This is a genomic window from Vibrio mediterranei (assembly GCF_013364395.1).
Classification (GTDB): Bacteria; Pseudomonadota; Gammaproteobacteria; order Enterobacterales; family Vibrionaceae; genus Vibrio; species Vibrio mediterranei.
The window spans coordinates 957,570-984,434 of record NZ_JABXGK010000008.1; the positions used below are offsets into that span (position 1 = coordinate 957,570).

Below are 26,865 nucleotides of genomic sequence, written 5' to 3' on the forward strand. Positions count from 1 at the left end.
GAGTTCTTTCGTACAAAGCAATTCACTCTTTCGGGATCACTACTGTAAAACGGGCGCCACCAATGTGGCTTTCATCTACAGATACACTCCATCCTAAGTTTCTGCTTGCCTGAGCGACAATAGCTAACCCTAGACCGAATCCGCCATTGTTATGATTTCGCGAAGAGTCCAAGCGCGAGAAGGCTATAAATACTTCCTCTCGCTTTTCAATAGGGATGCCAGGGCCATTATCTTCTACGTCCAAAGTCCAACATGAGTGGTACTCTCTCAAGGTGACATTGACTACCCCGCCACCGTAACGAAATGCATTTTTAAGTAAGTTATCAATGACCAATTTGGACAAGCACTTAGAAGCCAAATACCTATCATCTAGGATGTTTGAATCTTTGATAAACTGAATTTGCTTAGTATCAGCGATAACATCGATACGTTTTTCAACTAGTTCAGAAACGGAAAATGCCTCGCGAGCGATTGGTAGTTCACCGCACCGACCGTTAGTAAGCCTCGATAACTTAAGAATATCACTGGTTAAATGGGAAATGTCTTCAATATAACTGTCTATGTCGTTAAAGAGTGTTTGTTTGTCCTTTGTATCCTCTCTTCTGATTAAATCACTGGCCATTTGAATTCTAGTTAGGGGCGTTCGGATTTCATGAGGAATAGCCTGAGAAAACACCAGCGACTCTTTTACTCTTAGTTCGATATCATCAGCCATATCGTTAAAACTATGAGCGAGTTCTTTTATCGGTGAAATATGGAACACCTCAGAGCGAACACTAAGGTCACCTTGTCCAAATTTTGTCTGCACAGCTAATAGTTTGTTAATGCGCTTGTTAACTCTGTGCAACGGCAAGTAAATTAATCCTGCTAAAGCGATGCTCAATGTCACGAATAAGGCAAAAAAGAACTGGTTATCGCTGTCTTCATACCATTTAGCGTCAGCACTAAACGGGTCTTCGGTTTCTATAAAAAATAGTTGCTTGTTGGCACGTGGTATTGGGAAAGCGGCTACAAATAACTGGTTGTTTTTGATATAAACATCAATGCCGTCTCTTCGTTTGAATAGTTCACAATCTGAACAGACGTCTGTAATGGAAGTAGTACTGTCCGATAGCATTAATTTGTAGTCGTAATACTGCAAAGAGGACATGCTGTTGAGCTTATGATGAAATCCGTGCCTCTCATGTTGACTATCGATATAATCTTGAACGTAAGAGTTACCATTGTCGATAAAAGAGCCAATATCCTCGTGTCTTAATAAAACATTCGTAACATTGATAAAGACGAAGAAGGTTAATACTAACCCTATTAGACTTTCTATGTACAAACAGGTAAACATGTTTTTCGGCTGAGACATTATTTTCATCGTTAGGCCTTAACCAGTCTGTATCCTTGGTTTCGAACTGTTTTGATAATTGCGTCATATATTTCAGCTTGAATCAGCTTTTTCCTTAAGCCTGAAATTCGCATATCGATCGAACGGTTGTAGGAACTGTACTCAATCCCTCTGACAACTCGACAACAATGCTCTCTAGAAACTGTTTTTCCCTTGTTTTCAATAAGTAACTGAAGAATTTCAAACTCAGAGTTGGTGAGATTTAAAGGTTTCTGTTCATAGTATGCGGTCTGGTTCTCACTATTAACGACAATTCCATAAGCATCTGATATATATAAAGACTTTTCAGCTTGTTGGACAGATTTATAACGGCGCATTAACGCTTCAATACGAGCAACAAGAATATGGCCTCTCACTGGTTTTGTTATATAGTCGTCAGCCCCTAACTTGAATAACGATACCTCACTCATTTCATCTTCTGCTGCCGTAACTACCATAATCATTCCAGAATAAAATGCGCGCGCTTCTCGACAAATATCCACCCCTGACTTTCCTGGTAACATTAAATCTAATATCACTAGATCGGGTTTAAGAGAATCGATTTTATTCAGAGCTATTGATCCGTCTTCAATCCAGTTGACTGTATAACCTTCTGCCTCCAAGAACATTTTGGTCAAATTTCCAATATGCATGTCATCTTCGATAAGCAAAATATTGCAATCCATAACTCCTCCTTAAAACGTAAACGCGCCGGAGTATATTGAAAGTTGAGCATTTCTCAATGCCAATATAAAAAAACATAAAAAAGTTTAGTATCACGGATTTTACAACATTCTTGCTTACATTAGCTTACTTCGCCCAAATATACAGTACGCAACACCATTAAAATTAATACTTTAGTGGTATCACATTACTCATGGAACCGAGAAATTACATTTAATGACTAAATGTGACTAAATAATTATTGCACTCATACTTACAAATACCTTAATTGAGCACTGTAACTCCATTTGTACACCTAGATTTCTGCTCTGCATTTATTACTATCGCGCACAATTCAGAGGGTAGACTCACGTTTTATAACTGCCCCACTTCGTTTATAGGCATTAACGTATTTCAAATAATGTTGAGCTTGTAAAGGTTACCGTTAGAAATCATTAGGAAATAAAATGCATTTGATTAAGTTGCTAAGCTTTAGCGCAATAACACTAGCTATTGCTTCAGGTTGTAAGTCAGACAGCGATTCAAGTCATCCAACTTCACCCCCTCCAACAGTTCCAGCCTCGAAGACCGTGAACAACATATCAATTAGTCAAGTAAGTAAGACACTTCCACAAGAGCTTAACATCGCAAGCAATGCTGGTTTTAACCTCTACGTTTCAGTAACTCCTTCAGGTACAGCGACGAGGCAATTGAGAGCGTCAAATGATGGTGCTATACATGTCATCGCGTATTTCGATGAATCAAAATATCCAGATACAATAGAAAAGGAGAGGCATAGAACAATCGTCAACTACAAAATCGAACGAGCCACCAAGATTCTTCAACACCTGATGTCCAACGTCCCGAACTCACAGTATGGAGAGAATAAATCGTCAATCGCTGCACTCATGGCGCAACGAGAAGCGACATTGATACTGACGGAAAACGATGAGCAAAACCAAATGATGCTCACCAAATTATTTGTCGGCGAAGCGTTTCGTCAAAACAAAATAGATGATTGGGTATCAAAAGTTCCTTCTGCGTCAAGTATCCTTGATACTACATCAGAATTTAATTTCTTAAACTCTCTAATCCCGCTAGCGTCGTCTGATGAGGATCTCTTCGATAATATTATTACTTCGATCTTAACCGGTGTACAGCAAAGTCCCAATAGCCCCAAGTGGCTCATCAACAGCCAATCATTAATGTTCAGAGAGTTAACCCTTGAAGGTGACTGCCACTATATGAGTAACTTCGCAAACTATTGCGAAAACTTAGGTAAACATGCAGACAGAGACGCAGGGTTTGAGGAAATACTTCACTTGTTTCAAGCACAAGGTATCGCTCCTAATCCGACGTTTTATGCGTTTCAACAACAGATTCAACAACGAGCGCTCTCACTCTATACCGATCACGAAAACGGCCACTATTCACCATGGCAACCAACCAACAGTAGTTGGCAAGATTGGAAAAATGACGACATAGATCCAGCTATCGGACCAAGCTATTCTCATGAGTACTTTGCGGCTGCGTTCGAAGCTTACATGGGGATGTGGGAGCACAAGAGCAAAGGTTTAGATAACTATCAAGCAGTGACTCGCTCTCAAATGCGTTCTATTGATACCGAGTCAGCCTTTTGGATAGAAAACATGTTCCACGACTACTTGCAATACACCGCAAATATCGATTCCAACGGTGTCAAGACGTATTACAACCACCGATTTCCACAAGGGGGCTTAACTCCGACGTTCAATATGTCGAAAAGTACGCATCCACCTCTTGAGTCCTATACCTTTAAGTCTCGCTGGCTAGTTAACGTAAAAATCATAGGTGATGCAACGATTAACCTTAGTGCCAATGACCAGAACAATCATATTGAAGGTAATAAAAAAGACAATGTGGTTGATGGTAAGGGTGGCGATGACGTCTATATCATTGATGAGGACTTTGCTAACTGCGTTATCACCGAGCAGAAATATGCAGTTGAAGTGCAATGCTCAAACACGGGAACAGATACCCTAGCGAATTTCGAGGCTATTCAGTTTAAAGATCGCACATACTCCCTCGTGCAATAAATTCCTGCTCTAGGAAGCAACCCTATTGGTTTGCTTCCTATCAATCTAAGTTACTTTCCAGTATTTTCATAGCATTGGGTTTTGCTAAACCGAACCCTTGAAACAATGACACTCCATGCAATTGACAGCGCGTTAATCCGTCTTGATTTTCAATGCCCTCTGCTACAGTAGTTGCTCCTATTTTATTAGCAGTAGTTACCGCTTCTGAAATTTTTTCATCACACAATAAGACACTTCTATCAAGTTTTAAGTAGTCAGCTTTAATTTCTAGTGCGCGGTCTTTAGTGGAATAGTCTGTCCCATAGTCATCAAGTGCCGTCTGCACACCAAATTTCGCGAGTTTGCCCTTTCCCACGACAATAGCGCGAATGTCAGATTCTTTAAACTCGGTAATTTCAAATACTATTTGTGATGGCATTGCACCAAATTCACCTATCCGTGTCATAAAACGTTCAATGGCAAGAGGTTCATTTGCAAGCAACTCGAACACACACGGAGAGACGTTTAGGAATAACTTCCGTCTTCTAAAACGAGAACAAGAAAAGTTATGCAGGTGTAACTTACAACATAGAATAGTACAGACAACATTTATCTCTACTTGTCGCTCTAAATCAGCAAAGTAACGTGCCGGTTCAAGTTTCTGACCAGAGATGTGCTTTATCCGAGCTAGCCCCTCAAGTGCAACAAGTTCTAATTGTTGGTTGAAAATCGGTTGGAACGCACTAGTAAATTTAATGCCTTGATACACACCAGTGGCAGAGCCATCTGGTTGTATTTTTAGCAGCTTTTGCACCGTGTCATATTGATTAGAATATATATTGCCAATGTCCATATTACGCAAGCAGTCCTTTCTTTGCGGGTTGCAGCACGAATTATCGGCGCAATAGTACCAAACCCCTGTGAGGAGATACGTAATACCTTGTAAGCAAAGAACTTTGTTTGAGCCGCGTATTGGAATTGAGGCAAAACAATGCAGAAAGATAAGATCAAAAAAGAGCCGCCTAGGCGACTCTTCTATCAGAATTTGGATTAAAAGTTAATTAACCTTCTTTACCAAATACGTTGTTCTCTTGCTCTTGTACACGGATGAACGTGGTACGCTTAGTTAGCTCTTTCAGTTTCGCTGCGCCTACGTATGTACAAGTTGAACGAACGCCACCAAGAATGTCTTGGATTGTGTTGTTTACGTCACCACGGTAAGGCAGAAGAACCGTCTTACCTTCAGCTGCACGGTAGTTAGCAACACCACCAGAGTGTTTGTCCATAGCAGACTGAGAAGACATACCGTAGAACTTCATAAATTGCTTACCATCTTGCTCGATGATTTCGCCACCAGATTGCTCATGACCAGCTAACATACCACCTAGCATTACGAAGTCTGCGCCGCCACCGAAAGCTTTAGCAACATCACCCGCACACGCACAACCACCATCACCAATGATCATGCCACCTAGGCCGTGTGCAGCGTCAGCACACTCGATGATTGCAGAAAGCTGTGGGTAACCAACACCTGTCTTAACACGTGTAGTACATACTGAACCAGGACCGATACCTACTTTAACGATATCCGCGCCAGCTAGAATCAGCTCTTCACACATATCGCCAGTTACTACGTTACCTGCTGAAATCGTTTTCGTTGGGAATTCAGCTCGTACTTTTTGTACAAACTCAACTAGGTGCTCTGAATACCCATTCGCAATATCGATACAAATGAATTCTAGATCTTCGCTTAATGCTAAGATTTCTTTTGTTTTCTCGAAATCACGCTCAGACGTGCCCGTTGATACGAATACTTTGTTCAATGTTTCTTTTGTTGCACCAGCAACAAACTCAGCCCACTGCTCTACTGTGTAATGCTTATGCATCGCTGTCATTACACCGTGTTGTGCTAGCGCTGTAGCCATTTCAAAACTACCAACAGAATCCATGTTAGCTGCAATTACTGGTGTACCAGACCATTGACGACCACTGTGCTTGAATGTAAAATCGCGGGTTAAATTTACTTGAGAACGACTTTTCAGTGTTGAACGCTTAGGGCGAAACAGTACATCTTTAAAGCCTAACTTAAGTTCTTGTTCGATACGCATTGTGTAAATTCCTTGATTTATATAGTACATGTTCCAGTGGGCATATGACTAAGCATAGTGCGTTGGCTCTCCGTTGGCAGACGGTTTACCTTTCTTCGGACACAAAAAAACCGGAGCGTTGGCAGACGCTCCGGTTTTCAGCATTATAGGTCGCGAAAATAATCTCGCAAGACTGATATTTTAATTTTTTTTGTGTTACTATTCCGACAAGTTGCAAATCCGCTGATTATCAATCCTATCTTAACGAAATAAATTCTCTCCAACCCTCTGATATAACAGAAAAAACCCACGTTATTTACATAAACAAGTTTACTATAGCACTCGACGCAAACGTTTTTGCACTGTGCAAATATCGAGCTCTCAACACCTGAATGTGCATTTATTAACCAATTTTTGTGGTTATTCTTGTTATCTATTAGCTCATTTTTACTGATTGATTCGGAAAAAAACGCTATTTTATATAACCTCTGAACTGTTCAAATCAAAAGTCATTGTTCTTATCGCCATCACGAATACTTCAAACGCTTAAGATGAAACATAATTGTCATGATTTCGAACTAATCGAATTTGTGGGAGTAAATCAGAAGCTAGCATGCCTACTTCTCCATGTTCCTTTGACTCCTGGTCAGCCGCAAGGCTATGAATCAAAGTGCCAAGAGTTGCAGACTGCATGTTGTTTTTTCCCTGTCCTAATAGAGCTAAGATTGTTCCAGTCAATAAATCACCCATTCCACCACTGGACATCCCTGGGTTTCCTGCATGACAGACAACCATTGACTGACCATCATAAATCAGTGTTCCTGCACCTTTCAGTACCACTACTCCACCGTAAGTTTTTTGTAATGCTCTAATTGCCTGAAAACGGTCCTTCTCTATATCACTTATACGACAGTTTAATAATTGTGCGGCCTCACCTGGATGAGGTGTGATGATATGGTTCTTCAAGACAGCTGTGTCGCTTTGTATCTGGTTAAGCCAATATAGGCCATCTGCATCAATGACGACTGGAAGATCCAACGACATCGCCAACTTCAGTGTTTGGTCAAAAACTCTAGCGGACCAAGCTGTTCGTCCTAACCCCACTCCAATTGCGATGGCGGAGCTCCAATTTACGCGCTCAGTCAATGATTGGGTGGTGCACGCATCAATCATCGCCTCTGGTAGCAACGTTCTTATTGGTGTGACACTCGCTTCGTGGGTTAAGACGGCGCAAAGCCCACCTCCTGCTCTCAAACAAGCCGCAGAAGCCAGATAAGCCGCCCCACTCATTCCATTGTTTGCACCAACCACTAGCAACTTTCCATGCGTTCCTTTGTGAGAATCTTTTGCTCTTTGCGGAAGATAACTCATCCAATGATTGTTGGTTAATACGACGTTTGCTTTATTCTGTTGAGCAAACTCCCTATCTACCTCTAATCCAGCAAAATGCAGGTGTCCTGTAAATGCTCTAGCTCGACCCGTAACTAACCCTTGTTTGACGCCGATAAAAGTCACGGTTCTATCAGCTTTGATCGCGTTTCCCAAAACAACACCGGTATCAGTATCAAGTCCAGAAGGAGTATCTATCGAGATGATTGGCTTAGAAGACTGGTTTAAACGATCAAACACATGAGAATAGAAAGGACGTACTTCACCTGAAATACCTGTCCCTAATAAAGCATCAATAATAACGTCAATGTCATCCGCAACCACATTTTCCGGCGAATCAATAACGCCACCAGCGGCTAGAAATTCATCTCTAGCTCGCAATGCGTCACCTTTAAGTGCGCTTGAATCGCCGATTTGCCAAACCGTAACGTCATAACCTGCACAAAGACTTAGTTTAGCGACGATATACCCATCGCCGCCATTGTTACCCTTACCGCAGCAAACTAGCAGTTTTCGAGTCTCTGAATAGTAAGTTTGTATAAGTTCAAATACTGACGCACCAGCCTGCTGCATTAAGGTATACATTTCTATACCCAATTGTTGAGCTACGATCTTCTCTCCTTCGCGAACTTGTTGCGAAGTGAAGAGCGATTCAGGCAAGGATGTTATATTTTGGTTCGAAGAGATCATTGTGTGCTCCCGTTTAACCCTAGTGTCAGCTTGTTGGGCAACAAGTGAGGGGCGACAAAGCTTTAGCTATTCGCTTTATTGGTATTTATCCAAATGTTAGCAAACGGGGCACTACAAAGGTGTGAATGAGATTACAAGTTAAAACTGAGGCCAGAAAATATGCAGCGCAAACCTCAAGACAATGGCGAAAATGATCAAAGCTACACCTAATCGATAACGCTTGTATTCATCAACGCTCATGGGAACGCGTTTATAGAACATCGTGACGACGCCCTTCCAATCTTGACTACGACGACCATATTGCACGATACCTGTGATAATGAACAATACACCGGCAAGTAACAGAAGTTTCTCTGTCCAAAAAACACCTTGCTCTATCATAACCCAACTCACTCCTTAAACTGGTTCGTAACTAGTTTATGATGGAAAGGCGTACTTTTCTGTAGAACTATAGTCTAATAGCGCACTTGTCATTAAGTCTGAAGCGATGTCTCGCCAACCGTCAATTTCTTCTATTAGATGTTGATGTTGTTTTTCTGTCACACTGTTGAGCGCAAGAGCTATGTATTTTTCTGCGACTAGTCGATTGTTAGCGATTTTAAGTTTTAGTTTCTCGCTATAAAAACTGTCACTGTCATTTAACAAACGTTGAAATTCTGGTTGAAAGTAGCCTAAGTCCGAGCGCCGGTTAAGCAACTGACGCATAAAGTGTTGCATCTGCTGACGATGGGCTTGCCAATCAAATACAGTAACATCCATTTCATTTGCCCAACGACTCGCAAGTGTTTTTTGCTGCTCCGTCAGAGGTCCGAACCAACGCTCCAAATTCTCTTCAATTCGCTGTTGGTAAATAAGTCGAACATCTTCGTCTTGGAGGCCTTGATACTTTTTAATGAACTTCTCGTCTTTCTGCTCTAAATTATCAAGTAACTCTTTCACTTGTTTATCTGTCATCTGTTGTGTCAATGCATACAGATCAGGGGTAATCTGAGCGACTAATCGTTTAGTATGTTGCCTCACCTGTTCCATCTGCAAAGAAACATATTCTGCATCTACAGTTTTTGGGTCCTTATTTCGTATGTCCGTCAACTGTTGTAGGTAACGAGGCAATTCATTGGACTTATGCCAATCACCAAGAACAAGAATACGCTCAGTTAATATTTCCTCCTGGCCGTCTTCAAGCGTTACATAGTCATCAATATAATCAACAATGAACCAATCCAAATTGCTATATAAAAACTTGGTTGTACACCCTGTTACAATTAACAAGCTGACAAATAAACCAAAACTCTTAACCCAACCAACCTTTTTCATTTAAATACTTCTTCCTTAATGTACGTTCATCCGGACTTATACGAAGTTTAAGATAAGATTAGATTGAAAATGACTAAAGCGCCCAACTTTGAGCGCTTTTTAACTTGTTTAAATTTGTGGTCTTGCCGTTGAGCGTGTTGACGGTGGAAGGTGAGGTAAAGTGATCTCAGGCTGCTCACCTGTAAGCGATCTTAAGAATGCAGTGATTTTCTTCGATTCATCTTTAGTTAAGCTTTGTCCTAACTGAATATCTGCCATTACTTCCACTGCTTCTTGCAGATCCCATACAGAGCCGTCATGGAAGTATGGGTAGGTAAGTTCGATGTTACGGAGTGTAGGCACTTTAAACACATATTTATCGAAATCCTTTCCTGTTACGGCAGCTCTACCGATGTCTGGATTATCTGTTTTAAATGCTTTGACCAAGCCCATTTTTTGATACATCTGGCCTCCCGCAAGTGGTCCACTATGGCAAGCGGTACAGCCTTTTTGCTTAAACAGTGCGTAACCTTCAACCTGTTCAGCAGTCAACGCTGAATCATCACCCTTTAGCCACTTATCGAACGCCGCGTTGGGGGTGCGAAGCGTTTTTTCAAACGTTGCAATGGCATCTGTTACTTCATTAATGGTAAAGTTCTTTGAACCATATGCACTTTCAAACCACTGTTGGTATTGAGGGATAGATTGTAAAGTCCCAATAGCGAGTTCATGTGAAAACGCCATTTCTATCGGGTTTTCAATAGGCCCTGCGGCTTGCTCTTGAAGGTCTTTCGCACGTCCGTTCCAGAACTGTACGAAGTTTAAATCTGAGTTAAGAACCGTCGGTGAATTGATAGGTCCAATCGCCCACTTATGACCAATAGAGCTCGGAAGGTTATCAACGCCACCTTTCGCCACATTGTGGCAAGAATTACACGAGATCGTATTGGATGCAGATAACCTTGGTTCAAACCAAAGGGCTTTACCCAAATCGACCTTTTGTTGGTCCAAGCCAACAACGGGTTCAATCACCTTGATCGGCTCTTGATCTTGCCTTTTCGCATTAACGTTAAATGCGATACCTACTGCTATCGCTGTTACTATTACATTTCTCATTGCTTATTCCTTTGCGCAAACATGTAAATATTAAATACAAGCGAATACCGACGAAATATATCGTCTCGTTAGGTTATAATTATTATTAAATTCAACGAACTTATGGCTTATTTGTTCGTCGCAATAAAACAGTAAGGAAATATTAATCGCTTTTACAATGCAAATTTTAGATTAAGATTATGAAAAAAAGGAATGTAAAGTTTAACAAGCTGCTATCGGCCTTTATTTATGGGGATTTGAAAAATAATGAGAAATTAGTCATTACATTAACTCTACATTTTGTTTACACACTTTATTGATTTAAATCAACCAGGAAATTTATCATTAGAAAAGAAACGATACACCAGCTCTATTTGTTTCTTCATCGCATTTCTCTAGTGAATTCCCAAAAGTCCACCATATGCATTTCACCTAACGCTATACGTAATAACCGATATTCCAAATTGACACACCGATTTCGTTAACATGCTTCCAAATCAACCGGAGTATCCCCTATGAAAAAACCTTTATTTTCTTTACTGTTAGCCTCTACATTTACCTTGCCTAGCTACGCAAACATCATCGTTGATATGCAAGGTGTGGATGAAAAAGACTACATCTACGATCTACACAAGTGCGAAGAGATGTCTGGACAAGTACAGAAACAACAATCATCAGGTGGAGCAATAAGCGGCGCTGCTAAAGGGGCTGCTTTAGGTTCAGCTGGCGTAGCAATCGCTGGTGGATCGGGTACTGAAGGTGCGAAAAAAGGTGCTGCAGTGGGAATGGCGGCTGGTGTTCTTGGCCGTAACCGCGCTAATCGTGAAAACTCAGAACAATATAAACAAGACAAGCAGACAGTAGTTAAAAACTGTATGACTAACCGTGGTTACGTGGTACTGAACTAATAATTGCTAAGTTCTTACCCAACAATTATAGTTGCCCTACATTAGCTAAATGGTATCGACTTGCCGATGAACGATCTCAATGCGCTACGCGTATTCTTAACCTTGATGCAAACGCAATCTACGTTAAAAACAGCCAAAGCATTAGGTCGTTCTCAGTCCTACGTCTCTAAAACGCTGGCTCAATTAAGGATCGACTTAGCGGACCCGCTGTTTGTACGCAGTGCAGAAGGCTTATCTCCGACTAGTTATGCTCAAAACATTGAGCCTAAACTAAGAAGTGCCCTCGCAGATATTACCGATGCTTTAAAGCCGGATACCTTCAATCCGAAGTCTGTGGATAAAATCACTTTACACATCATCGAGCCTTACTTAATCGGTTGTGGCAAAGAAATTATCGATGCCATTCGCTCGCATACATCAACGCCAATTGAAATCAGGCAATGGAACAAAAGCTCAGAATCGTTGCTTCTCACGGAAGAAGTCGATCTTGCTGTCCATGCTTTGACTGACAAACCGCAATCTATTTATCAGAAATATATTCATACTGGTACTGGTGTGTTATATGGCAATACGGACGGAGAATACGTTAAGTATATGGTTGCCGATCTAAATGAACATATTGATTGGTACAAGCTTCTTGATAGTGACGCTCAAGCAACCATTTTCGTCGATAATCATGCCTTGATGACACAGTTAATGGAACAATGTTACACATTGCGGTATATCACGTCCGAAACACCAGAAAAAGCTCCCTTACATTTAGACATGGCTATCTCAACCAAGGCGTCGCGTAAAAATGAAGAAAAGGTAAAATGGCTCATAGAAATCGTTGAACCAATTCTGCGACGTTATACCCCTCTTTCCTACAGCAACACACCCAACTGATACAAAGACATAGTTCACATATATAGGAAATCTTCGTCCGTTATTTCTTATAAATGAGCAATAGGCTGTTCTTTTGATATTAAACCCGTTTTATTCCTTTGATAAAAAAGAGCTCCTCACCTATTTTTAGCAGTGATGTAATACATCGTACAGTTAACGATAGAAAGGATGTCATTATGAGAAAAACAGTGGTAGCAGCATCAATTATTGGAACGATGATGGCATTGCCAGTTGTCGCCGACGATGGTTTTTATCTGGGTGGTCGATTGGGTGGTTCTCAACTATCCGATGCGTGTAATGTCTCAGCAGCACCTTGTACAGACAGTGGTTTCAGTGCCGGCGTTTATACTGGTTACGATTGGAATGACTACATTGCACTCGAATTTGCTTACGATTGGCTAGGCAGCTATGAAACTTCGTTTGTTGATGGAGCTGAGTATAGAAGAGATGCAAATTTGAGTGCTCTTACACTTGCTCCTAAGTTCTCTTACCCATTTAACGATGAATGGGCAATATTCGGCAAAGTTGGCGCCGCATATACAATGTATGATGACCGTAAATCAACAGCTCTGATGGGCGGAGTCGGTTTAGAGTATGACTTTGCAACAGCTTGGTCAGGTCGACTCGAATATCAGCGAATCAACGACGCTAAAGATGATTGGTTCAACACTGATGTCGATACTTTCTGGCTCGGTATTTCATACTCATTTGGTAGTGCATCTGAGGCTGCTGCAACCGCTGCTGCAGCTAGTTCAACTCAGGAGGCCTCAGCCGAAGAACCACCTGTTGCAGAAGCGGTAGTTATGACCAAAACATTTGAACAAGTTTCTGGTCAAGAAAACTTCGAGTTTAATAGCACTAAGTTGAACGAGAATACTAAGTCTGATTACGATCCACTTATCGCTCTAATGCAAGATCATCCAGATTCAACCGTAACCATCACTGGTTATACTGATTCATCTGGTCCTGAAGAGGTCAATCAACGAATTTCTGAAGAGCGTGCTGAATCCATCGCCGCTTACTTAGAATCTCAAGGCATAGACCGCTCTAGAATGACGGTTAGTGGCATGGGCGAAGCTAACCCAATTGCCGACAACTCAACGAAAGAAGGTCGTGCACAAAACCGTCGTGTTGAAATTACTGTTCCTGAGTTCGAATACACCACAGAAGAAATGGTAGAAAAAGCCCAATAGTAATGATTAAGAACAAAAAGAAACCGAGCTTGGCTCGGTTTCTTTTTCTATGCTTTAAGTGCTTGTTCCAAGTCAGCCAGAATGTCATCTATATGCTCAATACCAACTGAAAGCCTAATCATCTCAGGACGCACTCCCGCTTCTAACTGTTCAGACTCACTCATTTGTCTATGAGTTGTAGAAGCAGGATGACACGCTAATGATTTCGCATCGCCAATGTTCACTAACCTCTTAAATATCTGTAACGCGTCATAAAAACGCACACCAGCTTCATAACCGTCTTTCAAGCCAAAAGACAGAATGGCGGATGGTTTCCCATCCATATATTTACACGCCAATTCATAGTGAGCCGAATCTTCTAAACCGGCATAAGACACCCAACTCACTTTCTCGTGTTGTTGTAAATATTGCGCCACTTTGAGGGCATTTTCAGTATGACGTTCCATACGTAAAGGGAGAGTTTCTAGACCTTGTAGCAACATAAAAGCGTTCATTGGAGACAGTGCGGATCCTGTATTGCGCAAAGGTACGGTTCTAGCTCGACCTATGAATGCTGCTGGACCAAATGCCTCGGTATAAACCACACCATGATAAGATGGCTCTGGTTGATTGAAAACTGGGAATCGCTCTTTATGCTGGTCCCATGGAAACTTCCCAGAATCGATAATCACACCGCCGAGCGATGTCCCATGTCCGCCAACATACTTTGTCAAAGAATGCACCACTATGTCCGCACCATGCTCGATGGGTTTACAAAGTATCGGAGTCGCAACAGTATTGTCGACAATGACAGGAACACCTTGCTGATGTGCCAACGAAGAAATACCTTCTAGATCAACGATATTTCCTGCGGGGTTACCAATCGATTCGCAGTAAACTGCTTTGGTATTTTCGTCAATTAGCTCGGCAATCGATTCTGGCTTGTCATCTTTAGCAAACTTTACTTGAATCCCTTGCTTGGGCAACATGTGAGCAAATAATGTGTATGTTCCGCCATAAAGTTGAGGCGTCGAGACAATGTTATCTCCGGCTTCCGCTAGAGTCAGAATTGCATAGTTAATCGCGGCACTACCTGCACTTACCACCAACCCAGCAATTCCTCCTTCTAAAGCGGCCATGCGCTGTTCGAGTACATCATTCGTTGGGTTCATAATGCGAGTATAAATATTGCCTGGTACTTCCAAATTGAATAGATCCGCTCCGTGCTGTGCGCTATCAAATTCGTATGCTACCGTTTGGTAAATAGGTGTCGCGACTGATTTTGTCGTAGGGTCCGTTTCATATCCGTGATGAATCGATAGTGTTTCGTCTTTCATTGTCCTTCCTTTTACAAAGTCCTATCTTTCTGGACGTTTTTAAGCGTCAGCCTTCCAGTATTTCATTACTAAATCGAGAATTCTTTGAATCAGACCAAAAAACCAACATGAGTTTTTGCTTTTTAACCTGATGTTTTATCGGTTTTACCAATTAATGAAATAAGTAGAGCCAGTTATACGTGCTTCAACAATCCTAGTATTGTTGCGACATAACCCAAGAGAAGAGAAATCCATATGACCGATAAAGCACTGATCGTCGAAGGTGGCGCAATGCGAGGCATATTTGCAGCAGGTGTGTTGGACGCATTTTTAGAACAGTCGTACAAGCCATACCACTTCGTTATCGGCGTTTCTGCCGGAGCATCAAACCTACTGGGATATTTAGGGAATGCTCCTGGTCGAAGCTACCAAGTTATTAAAGAGCTCGCGACTAGCAAGCAGTTTTACAACCCTCGACGGTTTGTAGCTGGTGGACATCTCGTAGATGTTAAATGGCTATATGAAGAATCCAATAGACAGTTTCCACTCGATCAAGACACGGTATTCAATTCCGTACCTTTTATTGCCGCAGCTACAAATGTTTCAACAGGTCTACCGGATTACTATGAAGTCACTCGTTCCAATATCGCTAAAGCATTAGAGGCAACCGCTTCATTACCTCTCGCCTATAAAGAAACACCTTGCTTTGATGGTGGGTGTTATACCGATGGTGGCGTAGCAGATTCTATTCCCGTACGTGAGGCTTATCGTCGAGGAGCCAGAGACATAACGGTTATCCTGTCTCATCCGTTAAGCTACGAAATGCCCAAACCTAAATCAGGTTGGCTGATGAAAAAGATGTTTGTCAAACACCCAAATGTAGGCCGAGCACTCACTAAACGCGCTCAAAACTACAATGAGTCTTTGGATTTTATCAAGAACCCGCCACTTGACTGCGTCATTCGTGTCATCTCTCCACCAGAGCATTTCCCGGTGCGACGTTTAACAATGAAAAAAGAGTTGCTGGATGTAGGTTACGATATGGGACGAGACGAAGGAAGAAAGCATGTTCACCACCTTAGAGGTGAACATGTCTATCAACAAGAAGAGTGCCCTTTTTGCTAACAACCGGTGTTTTGGGAACAGACCTTACAAGCGATTATGCTAGCTCAAACGTAATTACATACAATTCGTTCTCACTAGGATAGATGTCACGGATGACCTCTTTTAGCTGAGGCAAAGTCATGTTCTCTTGATGAGCGTGAGCCTCATTAATGTCGTCGTATTGGATCGCCTCAATAGAAACAATGTTTAAATTTCCAAACTTTCTACCAGTTTCAAACGTTGCAACAGGAATAACTCGTCCTAATTCAAAATCAATTTCTGTTTTGTCGCGAATCGTAATTGTTTTCTTACCTGACAAAATATCAGTTTCAAACCTTTCGAAAAACGTGATTTGGTCTAGCATACAATACCCTTAATTAACCAAACTTACTGTACTACCAATTCGCGATGCATGGACATCTAGACGAAGTGGCATTTGTTCTTTTAATTCGGAGACATGGGAAATAATCCCAATTGTTCGTCCGCTTTGTTGAAGCTCAACTAGAGTCTGAACTGCAAGGTCGAGTGACTCCGGATCTAAACTACCGAATCCTTCATCGATAAACAGCGTATCCAATCGAATGCCGCCACTATAGGATTGAACAACATCTGACAACCCTAGTGCTAAGGAAAGCGCTGCCATAAATGACTCACCACCCGAGAGCGTCGCCACATCACGCCATTTTCCTGTATATGCATCCTCTACTATCAAATCCAAGCCAGACCCTGCATTACCTTTACTTCGTGTTTCTTTTCGTTTTAGGTCATATCGACCTTTACTCATCAATCTCAATCTTTGTGATGCTTGGATGAGTACGTCGTCAAGCAATACGCCTAATACAAAACGATGAAGACTAATTTTATTACCCGTTTTACCATTAGCCACGTCACTTAATGTCCCAACCACTTGATATTGCTTATCAAGCTCTGCATTTTGCGACACCAACGAGTTCACTCGAGTTAATACATTATTTAGGCTATCCAGTTTAGATTGCTGTTGTTGGAACTGACCTAACATATGTTGATACGATGCATCAGTTTCATTTTTGGCAACAAGCAGTTCCTGGACGTTCGGGTGCTCTACACCTTTCAACTCTTCAGTCAACAGCTTCAGCTGCTCGCTTACTCTAACCTCATCTCGAACAAACGTCTCAAGCTCAAGCTCAAGTGCAGCGATACGTGGCTCGTCTACTATCGAGGACAAGAAAGCTTCCTCGTCAGAAAAATGACTACTCAACAGTAGTGTCTTCCACCTCTCTACTGAAGACGCATGTTCGTTTGATAAGTCCTTCAATTGCTTAGTTAATGTGTCCAAATGAGACTGATATTTAACCAAGGTTTCTGCTGTCTGATTAGCATAGCGCTGTGCTGCTTCAAGCGCCTGAGAAAGCTGCATTAGTTCATCAGAGATTGAGGCTTGACGCTGAAGGACTAATTGGGCATTAGCGTATCCAGTCTTGTTGTTCGATTCCAACTGTACAACCACTGCTCGCAGTTGCTCTTTTGAAATTGCCGCTTTATTAACTGAATTCGTTAACGTGTTTAATAACTCTTGCTTGGCTGATGTTTCGCTAACGTGTTTGTTAAGGCGCGATTCCATGGCGCTTAAATCAATCTTGTTGAGCTCAGTGATTTTGTTTTCAAGCATCGTTATTTGATTTTGCGTTTCAATAGCAGATTGATCTAACTTCGCCTCATCCAACTCTAATGAATTTATAAGGTCGCTTCGCTGTAATACGGCACTGTCTAGAACACTATTTAGCCTTACTAGCTCTTGTTGCTGCTGGTTTAGCTCTGCATTTACGCTCGTTTCATTGGCTCTAAAGTCATTCAATTGTTGTAAGCTAACGGTTTCCTGTGATGGTGCCGCTAGTTTAGGGTGTTCAACACTACCACAAACTGGACAAGCGGTACCTTCTTCAAGAGTCGCGGCCAGTATCGAGGCTTGACTAGAATGCCAGGCTATTTCACTTTCTGTACGCTTGCGAGTAGCGGCTTGAGCCGAAGCCGACAAGTTTTTAACCGTAGATTGAGTGTCATTTAGCTGTTTCTGCAACGCTACAATATTCGCGGCTATTGTTTTAAGTGTTTCAATACCTTGCCATTGTTTCCGCCGCCCACTGAGTGACATTGTCACTTCACCAAGTTTCTGCTTCTCTTTCCTTGCGTCACTCAAAGATTTTTCAAACGTTAGAGTCTGCGCCTGAAGTCGTTCGACTTCATCGGATACTTGTTTATGCTGCTCTACATATGTGTTGAATTGACTGTCAGCATGTTGAGCTTCTCGCCTTTTATCATCAAGTTGGTTCAGAGTTTTTTCTAACTGCTTTAAGGAGTAGCTTTCTTCATTGAGTGCTTCACTCCTTTTATGAACCAGTTTTTGTTGTTCCAAAGCAGTAATAGACGCATCTCGTTCCTTCTCCGCTTGTTGTATTTTTCCACGTCCAATATCAATACGTTCCGATAAAGTTGACATGTTTTGTTCAAGCTTTATGGTTTCATCAAAAGTAGGTTTAATCTTTATTGCCTGCTTGTGACTCGTCATAATTTGCTTGTTTAGTGCAATTTCTCCGCGTTTGTCGTTTAGCGTTTTCGCCTCAGCCTCTACGTTGCTCTTAGCTTGGAATCTCTTTTCTAGTGACTGCGCTTGATCATATATTTGCTGAGCTTGGTTTTTTCTCTTTTCAACGACCTGTAATTCTTGCTTTGCGCGCTCAACATTGGGAGATAACACATCTAAAGAGTCATTGAGCTGCTGTAAAGATTCAAGAGAAGCTACATCTAATGCGCCTTTAATTTGGTTATCAAATTCCTCTTTCGCTTTGCGAATACCTGCTGCTTTATCAAAAAGAGTACGTTCTATCGCCGCATAGACTTGTGTTTGAAATAACTGACCAAAGATAGATTCCCTCTCTTTAGAACTTGCGGTTAGCAACTCTCTAAACTTTCCTTGAGGAATCACCATCACTTGTCGAAACTGCTTAACGTCAAGTCCTAGCAGTTCTTGTATCGCGACACCTACTTGTTTAGGTTTATTAGCAATAAGCGTGTTGTCGCTAAGCTTAAGTAATGTAGCACTATGGCTTCGTTTTGTTGTACCTTCTCCACGCTGTTTTGGAACTTCCTGATCGGGACTACGAGTAACCTCATACTTCTCACCCGACAGTTCAAATTCAAATACCAAGGTGGTCAGCGTTTTACTATCAGCATAATCACAACGCATTTGATCGCCAGTACGCTCGCTTCCAGTGGTCTCGCCATAAAGCGCGTAGCAAATCGCATCCAGTATTGAGCTTTTTCCAGACCCCGTGGGGCCATTGATAAGAAAAAGCGGACAATCACCTAGCTGAGAAAAATCAATACTCTCTTTACTAGAGAATGGACCAAACGCCTGCAGAGTCAGTTTTAAAGGTTTCACTATTGATTACTCCTCAGACTGCTTTTTCAACGACATCACAACTTCTGATAACATGTCCTTTTGATTGTCTGTCATTTCGTCACCTTGGACTTCCAGGAAAAAGTCCCTGAACATATCCACTTCAGAACGACCTAAACGGGCTTGTGATATTTCTTTATCCACACCGACCAACATTCCAGGCTTTTCTAAATGAAGTACGTTTGGGTAGACCTCTCTTAACTTCGCCATTGGATCGAGAATCGCGTGCTTATCCGTCAGTCTTACCAATAGATAATCATCAAAATTTGCATCGCTTCGACCTAGTTCAAGTAAGTTCTCTAACTCTCCTTCAAGCACTCGCATATCGTGCGGAGCGTTTAAAGGCAAAGCTCTTGTGGTTATCTCGCCACTCTCATCACAGATTTCCACTAACGTCACACTTTTTCTATGATGCTGTTCTGAAAATGAATACTTCATGATCGAGCCGGAATAGCGAATGGTTTCTAGTCCTCGTTTTTGAGCTTGATGAAGGTGCCCTAACGCGACGTAATCAAACGACTTAAAATGTTCATAGCTGACACGATCGGCTCCCCCTATTGATAATGTTCTCTCTGATTCACAAGTCTCAGCACCATCAATAAAACAATGGCTAATAACTACATTATGTACATCTTTATCTAAGACATTACCGATCTGGGAGGCAAGGTAAGCATGTGCGTCATCATGATTATTGATTTGAATATCATAATAGTGCCTTACCGTTTCAGGGTCGCTATATGGCATACCATAAAAATGGACTACGCTATCCTGAGCGGACACAATCTCGACCGGAGTACAGAGTTGTTCAAGTGAACTAATGATGTGCAGGCCTGCTTTATCGAATTGCTTTGACCCGAACCCCAACCTCTTTGCCCCGTCGTGGTTACCAGAAATCATAACTACCGGCACGTTCAAATCTTGAACTATATGATTCAAAAAACCGTCGAGAACTTCAATAGCTGCGGTTGGTGGTACTGAACGATCATAGATGTCACCAGCAATGATTAGTGCATCAATATGATTTTCAGTAACGTATCGAGTGATTTGGTTCAAGACTTGCTTTTGATCTTCAAGCAAAGAGACATTGTGAAACTGTCTCCCTAAATGCCAATCAGAGGTATGGATAAATTTCATGCGGTTCAATTTGTTATCGATAATTTCCTTTTAGCAAAGTATATCATCAGCGCTTCAGATTCCTGCGAAAAACTTCTCGTTCAGATCACTTAGCCTTAATTGCCATATTCTTAGCAATAACCGCCAAAAAATGGGGGTTTTATGAATTTTGATATCAGTTTAGTTATAAATACCACTACTACCCGACAAAAATAAAAACGGGTAAAAGGGTTTATGAGAGTCAACCACAGTTGATTTAACTGTAATTACTCGCGTTGTTGGTCATGTGTGTTTCAGCATTCCATGATCACGTTATCGGCTCTGCGTTTTGTAACTTAGCTGATATTACAATTGGTTGAATTTCTCTTATCGCGGTCTGCTCATGGATGGCTGGCCGCACTTTTAATCCACTCAACGATACGTCAGACAAACAATGTCTAGAACAATAATAAAGGAGACGAAAATGAAAGCTCCACAGCGAAAAGATAGAATTGAAGATCTTCTACAAGGGGTCGCTAAAGAAGTGCATGCCTACCTTCACGAATGCGGACGTTCAACTTCCGATGGCTGGGTTTCTTCCGTGACAATTCAAAAGCAGCTTGGGTTAAAGCACCATTGTAATCCCATTGGATGCTCAAACGACACGCCCAAAAGCTGGGTGTTTAGCGTCATTATGAGAAAGTTACAAGACCAAGGTAAAGTAGAATATAAAAAAGTGGGTTCCCGTGTTACTTATCGAAGTCGCACCTTTGTGCACTGACCTTCAATAACCATTAATAAGAAAGGAGCCTTACGGCTCCTTTCTTATTGGTAGAATCAAACTAAAACATGCTCCGCCCAACTCACTGTGACTGACTTCCACGTTTCCACCATGACGAAGCATAATGTGTTTTACGATAGCAAGACCGAGCCCATAACCGCCAGACGCCCTGTCCCTCGCTTTATCTACACGATAAAACGGCTCAAACAGCATACTCCAGTGTTCTGGCTCTATACCGATGCCATCATCATGAACTTCGATCGCGATATGATCAGAATCAGGAACCACTTTTACAACAATGGCATCTTTTGCATAACGTTTGGCATTACCAATCAAGTTCACTAGTGCTCTGCATAGAAGAAAACCATCTATCTGTGCTGGTAGCTCAGTCTGATAGGTTTGCAGAAGAAACTTTTGCCCTATGTGATGTTCCCACTTAACATGATTCTCCTTAAGCCACTCTACTAGGTTTACACTCTCTAGGTTAATTGCAGCATCTGGTCGTTCTACTCGAGCATAATAGAGCAACTCATCAACTAACTTTTCCATGTCTTCAGTATCTTCGATGATGCTGGTTAGCTGCTTTTTCGCTTCTGGGTCTTGTATTTGCTCTAACAGTATTTCGCTTTGCCATTGAATCCTAAATATTGGCGTTCGCAACTCATGAGCAACAGCATTAGTTAACGCTTTATTGCTGATCATAAGATCAGCAATCTTGGTCGCCATTCTGTTAAAGGTCCGATTCAACTTACCTAACCTCACCCAATGACGTTCTGAGGCTCTCGCTGCAAAATTACCACTGGCAAATTCCATTGCTGTTTTCTCCAAAACTCGGAGACGACGGCTCAAGAACCAAATGAGTACAAAGCTGAATGCAACAAAGCTTGCTAAGAAAAACAGCCACACCACTTGATTCCCAAACTCAATAGCTTTAATCAGTTCAGAGTCTGGGTCATCAGAGAGCTCGAAGTAATTAGGGTTATTATCAAACTTCAACCATAAATGACTGTCATCATTTAACAAAAAATGCGTATCTTGGTTTTCTTTAAAATACTCACTAATTGGCTCTGGAAGCTTATCTTGCGGATACTGCTCTAGCAGACGGTGCGTTTTATTTGCGAAAAGCTCCATAAGTTCAATGGCTTGCTCATCACTTTCATTGGTCGACACATGATTCATGATGTCGCGAAACGCTTCCACACGAAGGTTGGCGTCAACTAAATCAGGGTCCGTCTTTCCGTAAATTAGGTATTCATAACCATAGATACTGGCTGCGAATAGTAAGATCAAACCTACTAGAGACTCTACAAATATACGCCACACAATAAGCTACCTTAGTGTTTCCAACCATCGGCAACGAATAGATAGCCTTTTCCACGCACAGTGATAATACCTTTAGGATTTGTCGCGTCATCAGAAAGCTTTTTACGTAATGTCACTATTCGGTTGTCGATAGTACGATCTATACCATCATAGTCTATACCGCGTAATTGGCGAGTAAGGTAGTCTCTTGAAAGAACCTCCCCGGCTGATTTTCCAAGTAACCACAATAGGTCAAACTCACTATCAGTTAGTGCGACATCAACATTGTCATACTTACAGCTTCTGCTTTTTTGGCAGATAACTAAACTGCCAAAGGACATGGAATTTCCGTCTATTTGTACGTGGTCGTCAGTAGGACGTCTCAATAAATTACGGACACGAGCTAGTAATACACGAGGCTTAATCGGTTTAGATACAAAATCATCAGCCCCTGTTTCTAAGGCAGCAACATGATCAAAATCGTCATCACTGGCCGTGAGCATTAATATTTTTCCCTGATAACTATCGCGAACCTCTCTACATATAGATAATCCGTCTTGGCCCGGAAGCATAAGGTCTAAAATTGTAATGTCAGGATTGAACTCGGTAATTAGCTCAGCTGCTTCATTGCCTTCGAAAACTGTCTTTACCTCAAAACCCTGAGCTTTAAAGTAATCGCCTAACATCACGTTGAGCTTCGTGTCATCTTCTACAATTAACAATTTTTGATTTACCATGATTGAGTCCAACTCTTCTCTATATTGATCGCAACAATACATAAATTTACATAATACTACAATCAGACCTGTTTACAGGTGCGTCAGATTATTCCTAGCACGCCTGTTGGTGCATATAACTATATTTATACAAATTAACTCTATAATACAATAACTTATACCACCATCTTAGTCCGCGTTAATTGAACGCCGTACAAAATACAGCCCTAGTCTCTTTTTTAGATCCTACTGTATGGATTTGTCAGAATCCATGAGACAGAACATTACATTTTATAAAAAAGCCCCTCTGTATAGAGGGGCTTTAGATTAGAATTTAGCTTTTTTTTAGATTATTCGTCGTCTTCTAGAGGTACTAACTTAGTACTTCCACCACGTATTTTCTCACGTCGATGTTGAATCATGGCGTAAAAGCCCGGAATCAAGAACGTACCGGCTAGCAACACACATAACAATCCACCAACTAATGAAATACCTAACGAATTTTGACTTACGTGACCGGCACCAGATGCAAAAATCAAAGGGAATATACCTAAGATAAACGACCAAGATGTCATATTCACCGCTCGGAATCTCAGCATCCCTCCTCTAACAGCTGCATCATCGATAGCCACATCTTTATCTTCACGCTCTAGTTTGGCGAATTCTACTATCAATATCGCATTCTTCGCCGCCAACGCTATGAGCAAGACGAGACCTATTTGCGCATAGAGGTTAAGAGGCGTACCAGTCAGATTCAGAGCTATAAACGACCCCAATGTCGCGACCGGAACAACGAGTATGATGGCTAAAGGAATCGTCCAACTCTCATATTGAGCCACCATGAACAGATAAATAAATATTAACGCTAACGCAAACGCGTAAATCGCTTGGTTACCCGCTAGTACTTCTTGGTAGGCCATGCCTGTCCATTCATACTGGTAACCCATTGGGAGTACCTCAGCAGCTACCCTTTCCATCGCAGCAATCGCATCACCACTCGAATAACCAGGAGCTGGTTGTCCTTGGATAACAGCACTTCGGTACATGTTGTATCGCCACGCGACGTCTGGTTCAAACACTTGTTCGTAAGAAACCAATGTGCTTAATGGAATCATCTCACCGTTTGAAGAGCGCACGTGGAACAATTGTAAATCTTCCATTCCACTTCGATACTGGGCATCAGCTTGTACCGTCACACGGAAGTTCTTACCAAACATCGTGAAGTCATTCACGTACAATGAACCTAAGTTACCCTGTAGCGTTTGAAATATCGATGAGAGAGGGATCCCTAACTGTTGAGCTTTCTCACGGTCGATATCGACATAGTAATGTGGAACATTTGCTCGGAAAGTACTGAACGTATAGGCTATTTCCGGTTGTTGATTAGCCGTCTGAATCACATCTTGCATTACTAGAGCAAGGTCAGTTCGGCTTCGTCCTAAGGTATCTTCTAGAACAAACTCGAAACCCGAAGCTGCTCCCATACCCGGAACCGCTGGCGGCCCCATTGCAAACACAACTGCTCCTGGAATCTGCTGAGCCGCCATTCCATTAACTCGTGCTGCAATCGCGTTTGCAGAATGATCACCTTCAAATCCGTTTCGCTCACTCCAGTCTTTCAGTTTGATAAACAGTGAAGCACCATTGGAAGCCGCGGCTCCGGTCATAAACGCATATCCGTTAGCAACCGTGATTCCATCGATTCCCGGTTCCTGCTGCACTAGATTCACCAATTTTTCAGTGGTTTCAGTAGTACGAGATAACGAGGCTGAATCAGGAAGTTGGACGTTTACCAGTAGAATGCCTTTATCTTCTTGAGGAACAAACGCTGTTGACGTATTTTTCGAAAGGAAAGTTACTGCGCCTACCGCAATAATAAAGAATGTCATTAGCAGCAAGGCTTTTTTAACCAAAAATCCTGCAACTTGGCCATATCGCATCGTGATACGTTCTAACAGTCCGTTAAACGTTTGGAACCAACGAGCTGTGTTTCCTCCGCCCTGTTTCAATACTAATGAACAGAGTGCTGGTGATAGTGTTAACGCGTTTATCGACGAGATGATTACCGAGATACAAATAGTCAGCGCAAACTGGCGGTACATGATTCCTGTGATCCCTGGGAGCAACGTCACAGGAATGAATACAGCCAATAGAACCAGCGTCGAGGTAATAATCGGCCCTGTTACCTCTTTCATCGCCATCAAGGTTGCTTTTCTTGGCGAGATATGAGGATTGCGTTTCATGATGGTATCCACATTCTCGATAACCAAGATGGCGTCATCCACTACGATACCAATTGCAAGAATGATCCCGAATAACGTTACTGTATTGATCGTAAAGCCGGTCATGTTCATCACGGCAAACGTACCAATTAGAGATACCGGGATAGCAACAACTGGAATTAATGTTGCTCGCGCACTACCTAAAAACAGATACGTTACTGCGATTACTAGTAAAATAGCTTCCACCAGTGTTTTAACTACGCCCTTGATCGATTCTGCAACGAACACCGTCGTGTCATAACTGGTTTCATATGCCATTCCCTCAGGGAAATTGACACTTAGACGCTCAAGTAAATCCATCACTGCCTGTCCACTTTCTAATGCATTAGCATCAGATTGTAGGTTTAGCGCAACGATTGATGCGTCCTCACCACGGAATTGACCACTACCGTCATAGAACTTCTTACCCAATTCAACACGAGCAACATCTTTTAAGTAGACCGTTGAACCATCAGAGTTTGCTCGAAGAACGACGTTTTCAAACTCGCTGACTGACTCAAGACGACCTTTAGTTACTAGGTTAAATTGTACCTCTTGTGGATCAGCATAAGGCGCAGCACCGACCCTACCCGCAGCAACTTGAACATTCTGTTCTGCTAACGCCGCATAGACATCGCTGGTAGTCATTTTTAGATTCGCTAGCTTATCGGGGTCTAACCATACGCGCATCGCGTATTCACCGCCACCAATAACGTTAACTTCACTAATGCCTTTAACACGAGCCAGCTGATCTTTAACGTTGAGATTAATGTAGTTAATCAAGAACTGGTCATCGTAACGACCATCTGGAGAATAGAAGTTTAGAACCATCAACAGATCAGGCGAGCGTTTTTTAACTGTTACCCCGACCATACGAACTTCTTGCGGAAGTTTTGATTCTATCTGCGATACGCGGTTTTGAACGTTAACCTGAGCCATGTCCGGATCAGTACCGATGTCGAAGGTTACGTTTAGGTTATATGAACCATCGTTAGCACTCTTTGAGGACATGTAAATCATGTTCTCTACACCATTCACCGACGTCTCTATTGGGTCGGCGACAGCTTCTTCAACGACTTCCGCACTTGCACCTGTATAATAAGCGGTAACACTTACCGATGGCGGACTGATTTTAGGATACTCAGCAACCGGTAGAACCATCAAAGAAATAGCACCGGCGAGTGTGAGTATTATCGAAATAACCAAAGCGAACTTTGGTCTTTGAATAAAGAAACGACTTAACATG

The 26,865-nt window shown here is 41.9% G+C and carries 20 protein-coding genes and 2 pseudogenes; 6 read left to right on the plus strand and 16 right to left on the minus strand.

What is annotated here, in order from left to right; translation table 11 throughout:
- Positions 1–22: 22 nt before the first annotated feature.
- Positions 23–1,357 (minus strand): sensor histidine kinase, encoded by a 1,335-nt coding sequence (locus tag HOP38_RS21405; RefSeq protein WP_198558931.1) that lies wholly within the window; start codon positions 1,355–1,357, stop codon positions 23–25.
- Positions 1,358–1,368: 11 nt separating this feature from the next.
- Complete coding sequence (locus tag HOP38_RS21410) at positions 1,369–2,061, minus strand: response regulator transcription factor (protein ID WP_198558932.1); 693 nt, start codon at positions 2,059–2,061, stop codon at positions 1,369–1,371.
- A gap of 444 nt (positions 2,062–2,505) precedes the next feature.
- Between HOP38_RS21410 and HOP38_RS21415 the strand changes: the two genes are divergently transcribed.
- A complete protein-coding gene (locus HOP38_RS21415) occupies positions 2,506–4,113 on the plus strand; it encodes a hypothetical protein (protein WP_242456568.1) in 1,608 nt (535 codons plus the stop codon).
- Between the two features lie 40 nt (positions 4,114–4,153).
- On the opposite strand, the gene HOP38_RS21420 is transcribed toward HOP38_RS21415, so the two are convergent.
- The 6 genes from HOP38_RS21420 to HOP38_RS21445 form a co-directional block, all read right to left on the minus strand.
- The gene (locus HOP38_RS21420) at positions 4,154–4,945 is read right to left on the minus strand and encodes an EAL domain-containing protein (RefSeq protein ID WP_198558933.1); all 792 of its coding nucleotides are present in this window, start codon (positions 4,943–4,945) and stop codon (positions 4,154–4,156) included.
- A gap of 208 nt (positions 4,946–5,153) precedes the next feature.
- The gene (locus HOP38_RS21425; RefSeq protein ID WP_006073644.1) at positions 5,154–6,200 is read right to left on the minus strand and encodes a GMP reductase; all 1,047 of its coding nucleotides are present in this window, start codon (positions 6,198–6,200) and stop codon (positions 5,154–5,156) included.
- A 525-nt stretch (positions 6,201–6,725) separates the two neighbouring features.
- Positions 6,726–8,258 (minus strand): NAD(P)H-hydrate dehydratase, encoded by a 1,533-nt coding sequence (locus tag HOP38_RS21430; protein ID WP_198558934.1) that lies wholly within the window; start codon positions 8,256–8,258, stop codon positions 6,726–6,728.
- A 138-nt stretch (positions 8,259–8,396) separates the two neighbouring features.
- Positions 8,397–8,639, minus strand: a complete 243-nt coding sequence (locus HOP38_RS21435; protein ID WP_006073638.1) for a hypothetical protein — start codon at positions 8,637–8,639, stop codon at positions 8,397–8,399.
- Between the two features lie 36 nt (positions 8,640–8,675).
- Positions 8,676–9,572, minus strand: a complete 897-nt coding sequence (locus HOP38_RS21440; RefSeq protein WP_124942116.1) for a DUF6279 family lipoprotein — start codon at positions 9,570–9,572, stop codon at positions 8,676–8,678.
- 108 nt (positions 9,573–9,680) lie between these two features.
- Entirely contained in the window at positions 9,681–10,667 is a 987-nt protein-coding gene (locus HOP38_RS21445; protein WP_198558935.1) for a cytochrome-c peroxidase, read from the minus strand.
- 494 nt (positions 10,668–11,161) lie between these two features.
- On the opposite strand from HOP38_RS21445, the gene HOP38_RS21450 reads away from it, so the two are divergent.
- The 3 genes from HOP38_RS21450 to HOP38_RS21460 all read left to right on the plus strand — a co-directional run bounded on the left by HOP38_RS21450 (position 11,162) and on the right by HOP38_RS21460 (position 13,632).
- Positions 11,162–11,554, plus strand: coding sequence for a glycine zipper family protein (locus HOP38_RS21450; RefSeq protein WP_198558936.1), 393 nt, complete (start codon positions 11,162–11,164; stop codon positions 11,552–11,554).
- A 66-nt stretch (positions 11,555–11,620) separates the two neighbouring features.
- On the plus strand, positions 11,621–12,439 hold the full coding sequence (locus tag HOP38_RS21455; RefSeq protein WP_198558937.1) for a LysR family transcriptional regulator: 819 nt from the start codon (positions 11,621–11,623) through the stop codon (positions 12,437–12,439).
- Positions 12,440–12,615: 176 nt separating this feature from the next.
- Positions 12,616–13,632: an OmpA family protein gene (locus tag HOP38_RS21460; protein ID WP_124942119.1), complete on the plus strand. Its 1,017-nt coding sequence runs from the start codon at positions 12,616–12,618 to the stop codon at positions 13,630–13,632.
- A 47-nt stretch (positions 13,633–13,679) separates the two neighbouring features.
- On the opposite strand, the gene HOP38_RS21465 is transcribed toward HOP38_RS21460, so the two are convergent.
- Entirely contained in the window at positions 13,680–14,948 is a 1,269-nt protein-coding gene (locus HOP38_RS21465; RefSeq protein WP_006073626.1) for an O-acetylhomoserine aminocarboxypropyltransferase/cysteine synthase family protein, read from the minus strand.
- Between the two features lie 234 nt (positions 14,949–15,182).
- Between HOP38_RS21465 and HOP38_RS21470 the strand changes: the two genes are divergently transcribed.
- On the plus strand, positions 15,183–16,052 hold the full coding sequence (locus HOP38_RS21470) for a patatin-like phospholipase family protein (RefSeq protein WP_006073625.1): 870 nt from the start codon (positions 15,183–15,185) through the stop codon (positions 16,050–16,052).
- 34 nt (positions 16,053–16,086) lie between these two features.
- Here the strand turns inward: HOP38_RS21470 and yqfB are convergent, their stop codons facing one another.
- The 4 genes and pseudogenes from yqfB to HOP38_RS21485 form a co-directional block, all read right to left on the minus strand.
- Entirely contained in the window at positions 16,087–16,395 is a 309-nt protein-coding gene (gene yqfB / locus HOP38_RS21475; RefSeq protein ID WP_038226938.1) for a N(4)-acetylcytidine aminohydrolase, read from the minus strand.
- A gap of 9 nt (positions 16,396–16,404) precedes the next feature.
- Positions 16,405–18,000: pseudogene (locus tag HOP38_RS26275) on the minus strand (SbcC/MukB-like Walker B domain-containing protein); the annotation flags it as partial.
- A 779-nt stretch (positions 18,001–18,779) separates the two neighbouring features.
- A pseudogene (locus tag HOP38_RS26260) lies at positions 18,780–19,449 on the minus strand (AAA family ATPase); the annotation flags it as partial.
- 6 nt (positions 19,450–19,455) lie between these two features.
- Positions 19,456–20,601 carry an exonuclease SbcCD subunit D gene (locus HOP38_RS21485; RefSeq protein ID WP_198558939.1) on the minus strand — a complete coding sequence of 382 codons (1,146 nt, stop codon included), beginning with the start codon at positions 20,599–20,601 and terminating at the stop codon, positions 19,456–19,458.
- Positions 20,602–21,043: 442 nt separating this feature from the next.
- Here HOP38_RS21485 and HOP38_RS21490 point away from each other — a divergent pair, with 442 nt between their 5' ends.
- A complete protein-coding gene (locus tag HOP38_RS21490; protein WP_006073617.1) occupies positions 21,044–21,340 on the plus strand; it encodes a hypothetical protein in 297 nt (98 codons plus the stop codon).
- 30 nt (positions 21,341–21,370) lie between these two features.
- Here HOP38_RS21490 and HOP38_RS21495 read toward each other — a convergent pair whose 3' ends face one another.
- The 3 genes from HOP38_RS21495 to HOP38_RS21505 all read right to left on the minus strand — a co-directional run bounded on the left by HOP38_RS21495 (position 21,371) and on the right by HOP38_RS21505 (position 26,864).
- Positions 21,371–22,663: an ATP-binding protein gene (locus tag HOP38_RS21495; protein WP_198558940.1), complete on the minus strand. Its 1,293-nt coding sequence runs from the start codon at positions 22,661–22,663 to the stop codon at positions 21,371–21,373.
- Between the two features lie 11 nt (positions 22,664–22,674).
- The gene (locus tag HOP38_RS21500; RefSeq protein WP_038222812.1) at positions 22,675–23,382 is read right to left on the minus strand and encodes a response regulator; all 708 of its coding nucleotides are present in this window, start codon (positions 23,380–23,382) and stop codon (positions 22,675–22,677) included.
- A gap of 326 nt (positions 23,383–23,708) precedes the next feature.
- Positions 23,709–26,864, minus strand: coding sequence for an efflux RND transporter permease subunit (locus tag HOP38_RS21505; RefSeq protein WP_006073612.1), 3,156 nt, complete (start codon positions 26,862–26,864; stop codon positions 23,709–23,711).
- Between the last annotated feature and the right edge of the window lies 1 nt (position 26,865).

Excerpts from the sequence above, each read along its gene's own strand:
- HOP38_RS21405 (WP_198558931.1), bottom strand. The coding sequence starts at position 1,357 with ATGTCTCAGCCGAAAAACATGTTTACCTGTTTGTACATAGAAAGTCTA.
- HOP38_RS21410 (WP_198558932.1), bottom strand. The coding sequence starts at position 2,061 with ATGGATTGCAATATTTTGCTTATCGAAGATGACATGCATATTGGAAAT.
- HOP38_RS21415 (WP_242456568.1), top strand. The coding sequence starts at position 2,506 with ATGCATTTGATTAAGTTGCTAAGCTTTAGCGCAATAACACTAGCTATT.
- HOP38_RS21420 (WP_198558933.1), bottom strand. The coding sequence starts at position 4,945 with ATGGACATTGGCAATATATATTCTAATCAATATGACACGGTGCAAAAG.
- HOP38_RS21425 (WP_006073644.1), bottom strand. The coding sequence starts at position 6,200 with ATGCGTATCGAACAAGAACTTAAGTTAGGCTTTAAAGATGTACTGTTT.
- HOP38_RS21430 (WP_198558934.1), bottom strand. The coding sequence starts at position 8,258 with ATGATCTCTTCGAACCAAAATATAACATCCTTGCCTGAATCGCTCTTC.
- HOP38_RS21435 (WP_006073638.1), bottom strand. The coding sequence starts at position 8,639 with ATGATAGAGCAAGGTGTTTTTTGGACAGAGAAACTTCTGTTACTTGCC.
- HOP38_RS21440 (WP_124942116.1), bottom strand. The coding sequence starts at position 9,572 with ATGAAAAAGGTTGGTTGGGTTAAGAGTTTTGGTTTATTTGTCAGCTTG.
- HOP38_RS21445 (WP_198558935.1), bottom strand. The coding sequence starts at position 10,667 with ATGAGAAATGTAATAGTAACAGCGATAGCAGTAGGTATCGCATTTAAC.
- HOP38_RS21450 (WP_198558936.1), top strand. The coding sequence starts at position 11,162 with ATGAAAAAACCTTTATTTTCTTTACTGTTAGCCTCTACATTTACCTTG.
- HOP38_RS21455 (WP_198558937.1), top strand. The coding sequence starts at position 11,621 with ATGAACGATCTCAATGCGCTACGCGTATTCTTAACCTTGATGCAAACG.
- HOP38_RS21460 (WP_124942119.1), top strand. The coding sequence starts at position 12,616 with ATGAGAAAAACAGTGGTAGCAGCATCAATTATTGGAACGATGATGGCA.
- HOP38_RS21465 (WP_006073626.1), bottom strand. The coding sequence starts at position 14,948 with ATGAAAGACGAAACACTATCGATTCATCACGGATATGAAACGGACCCT.
- HOP38_RS21470 (WP_006073625.1), top strand. The coding sequence starts at position 15,183 with ATGACCGATAAAGCACTGATCGTCGAAGGTGGCGCAATGCGAGGCATA.
- yqfB (WP_038226938.1), bottom strand. The coding sequence starts at position 16,395 with ATGCTAGACCAAATCACGTTTTTCGAAAGGTTTGAAACTGATATTTTG.
- HOP38_RS21485 (WP_198558939.1), bottom strand. The coding sequence starts at position 20,601 with ATGAAATTTATCCATACCTCTGATTGGCATTTAGGGAGACAGTTTCAC.
- HOP38_RS21490 (WP_006073617.1), top strand. The coding sequence starts at position 21,044 with ATGAAAGCTCCACAGCGAAAAGATAGAATTGAAGATCTTCTACAAGGG.
- HOP38_RS21505 (WP_006073612.1), bottom strand. The coding sequence starts at position 26,864 with ATGTTAAGTCGTTTCTTTATTCAAAGACCAAAGTTCGCTTTGGTTATT.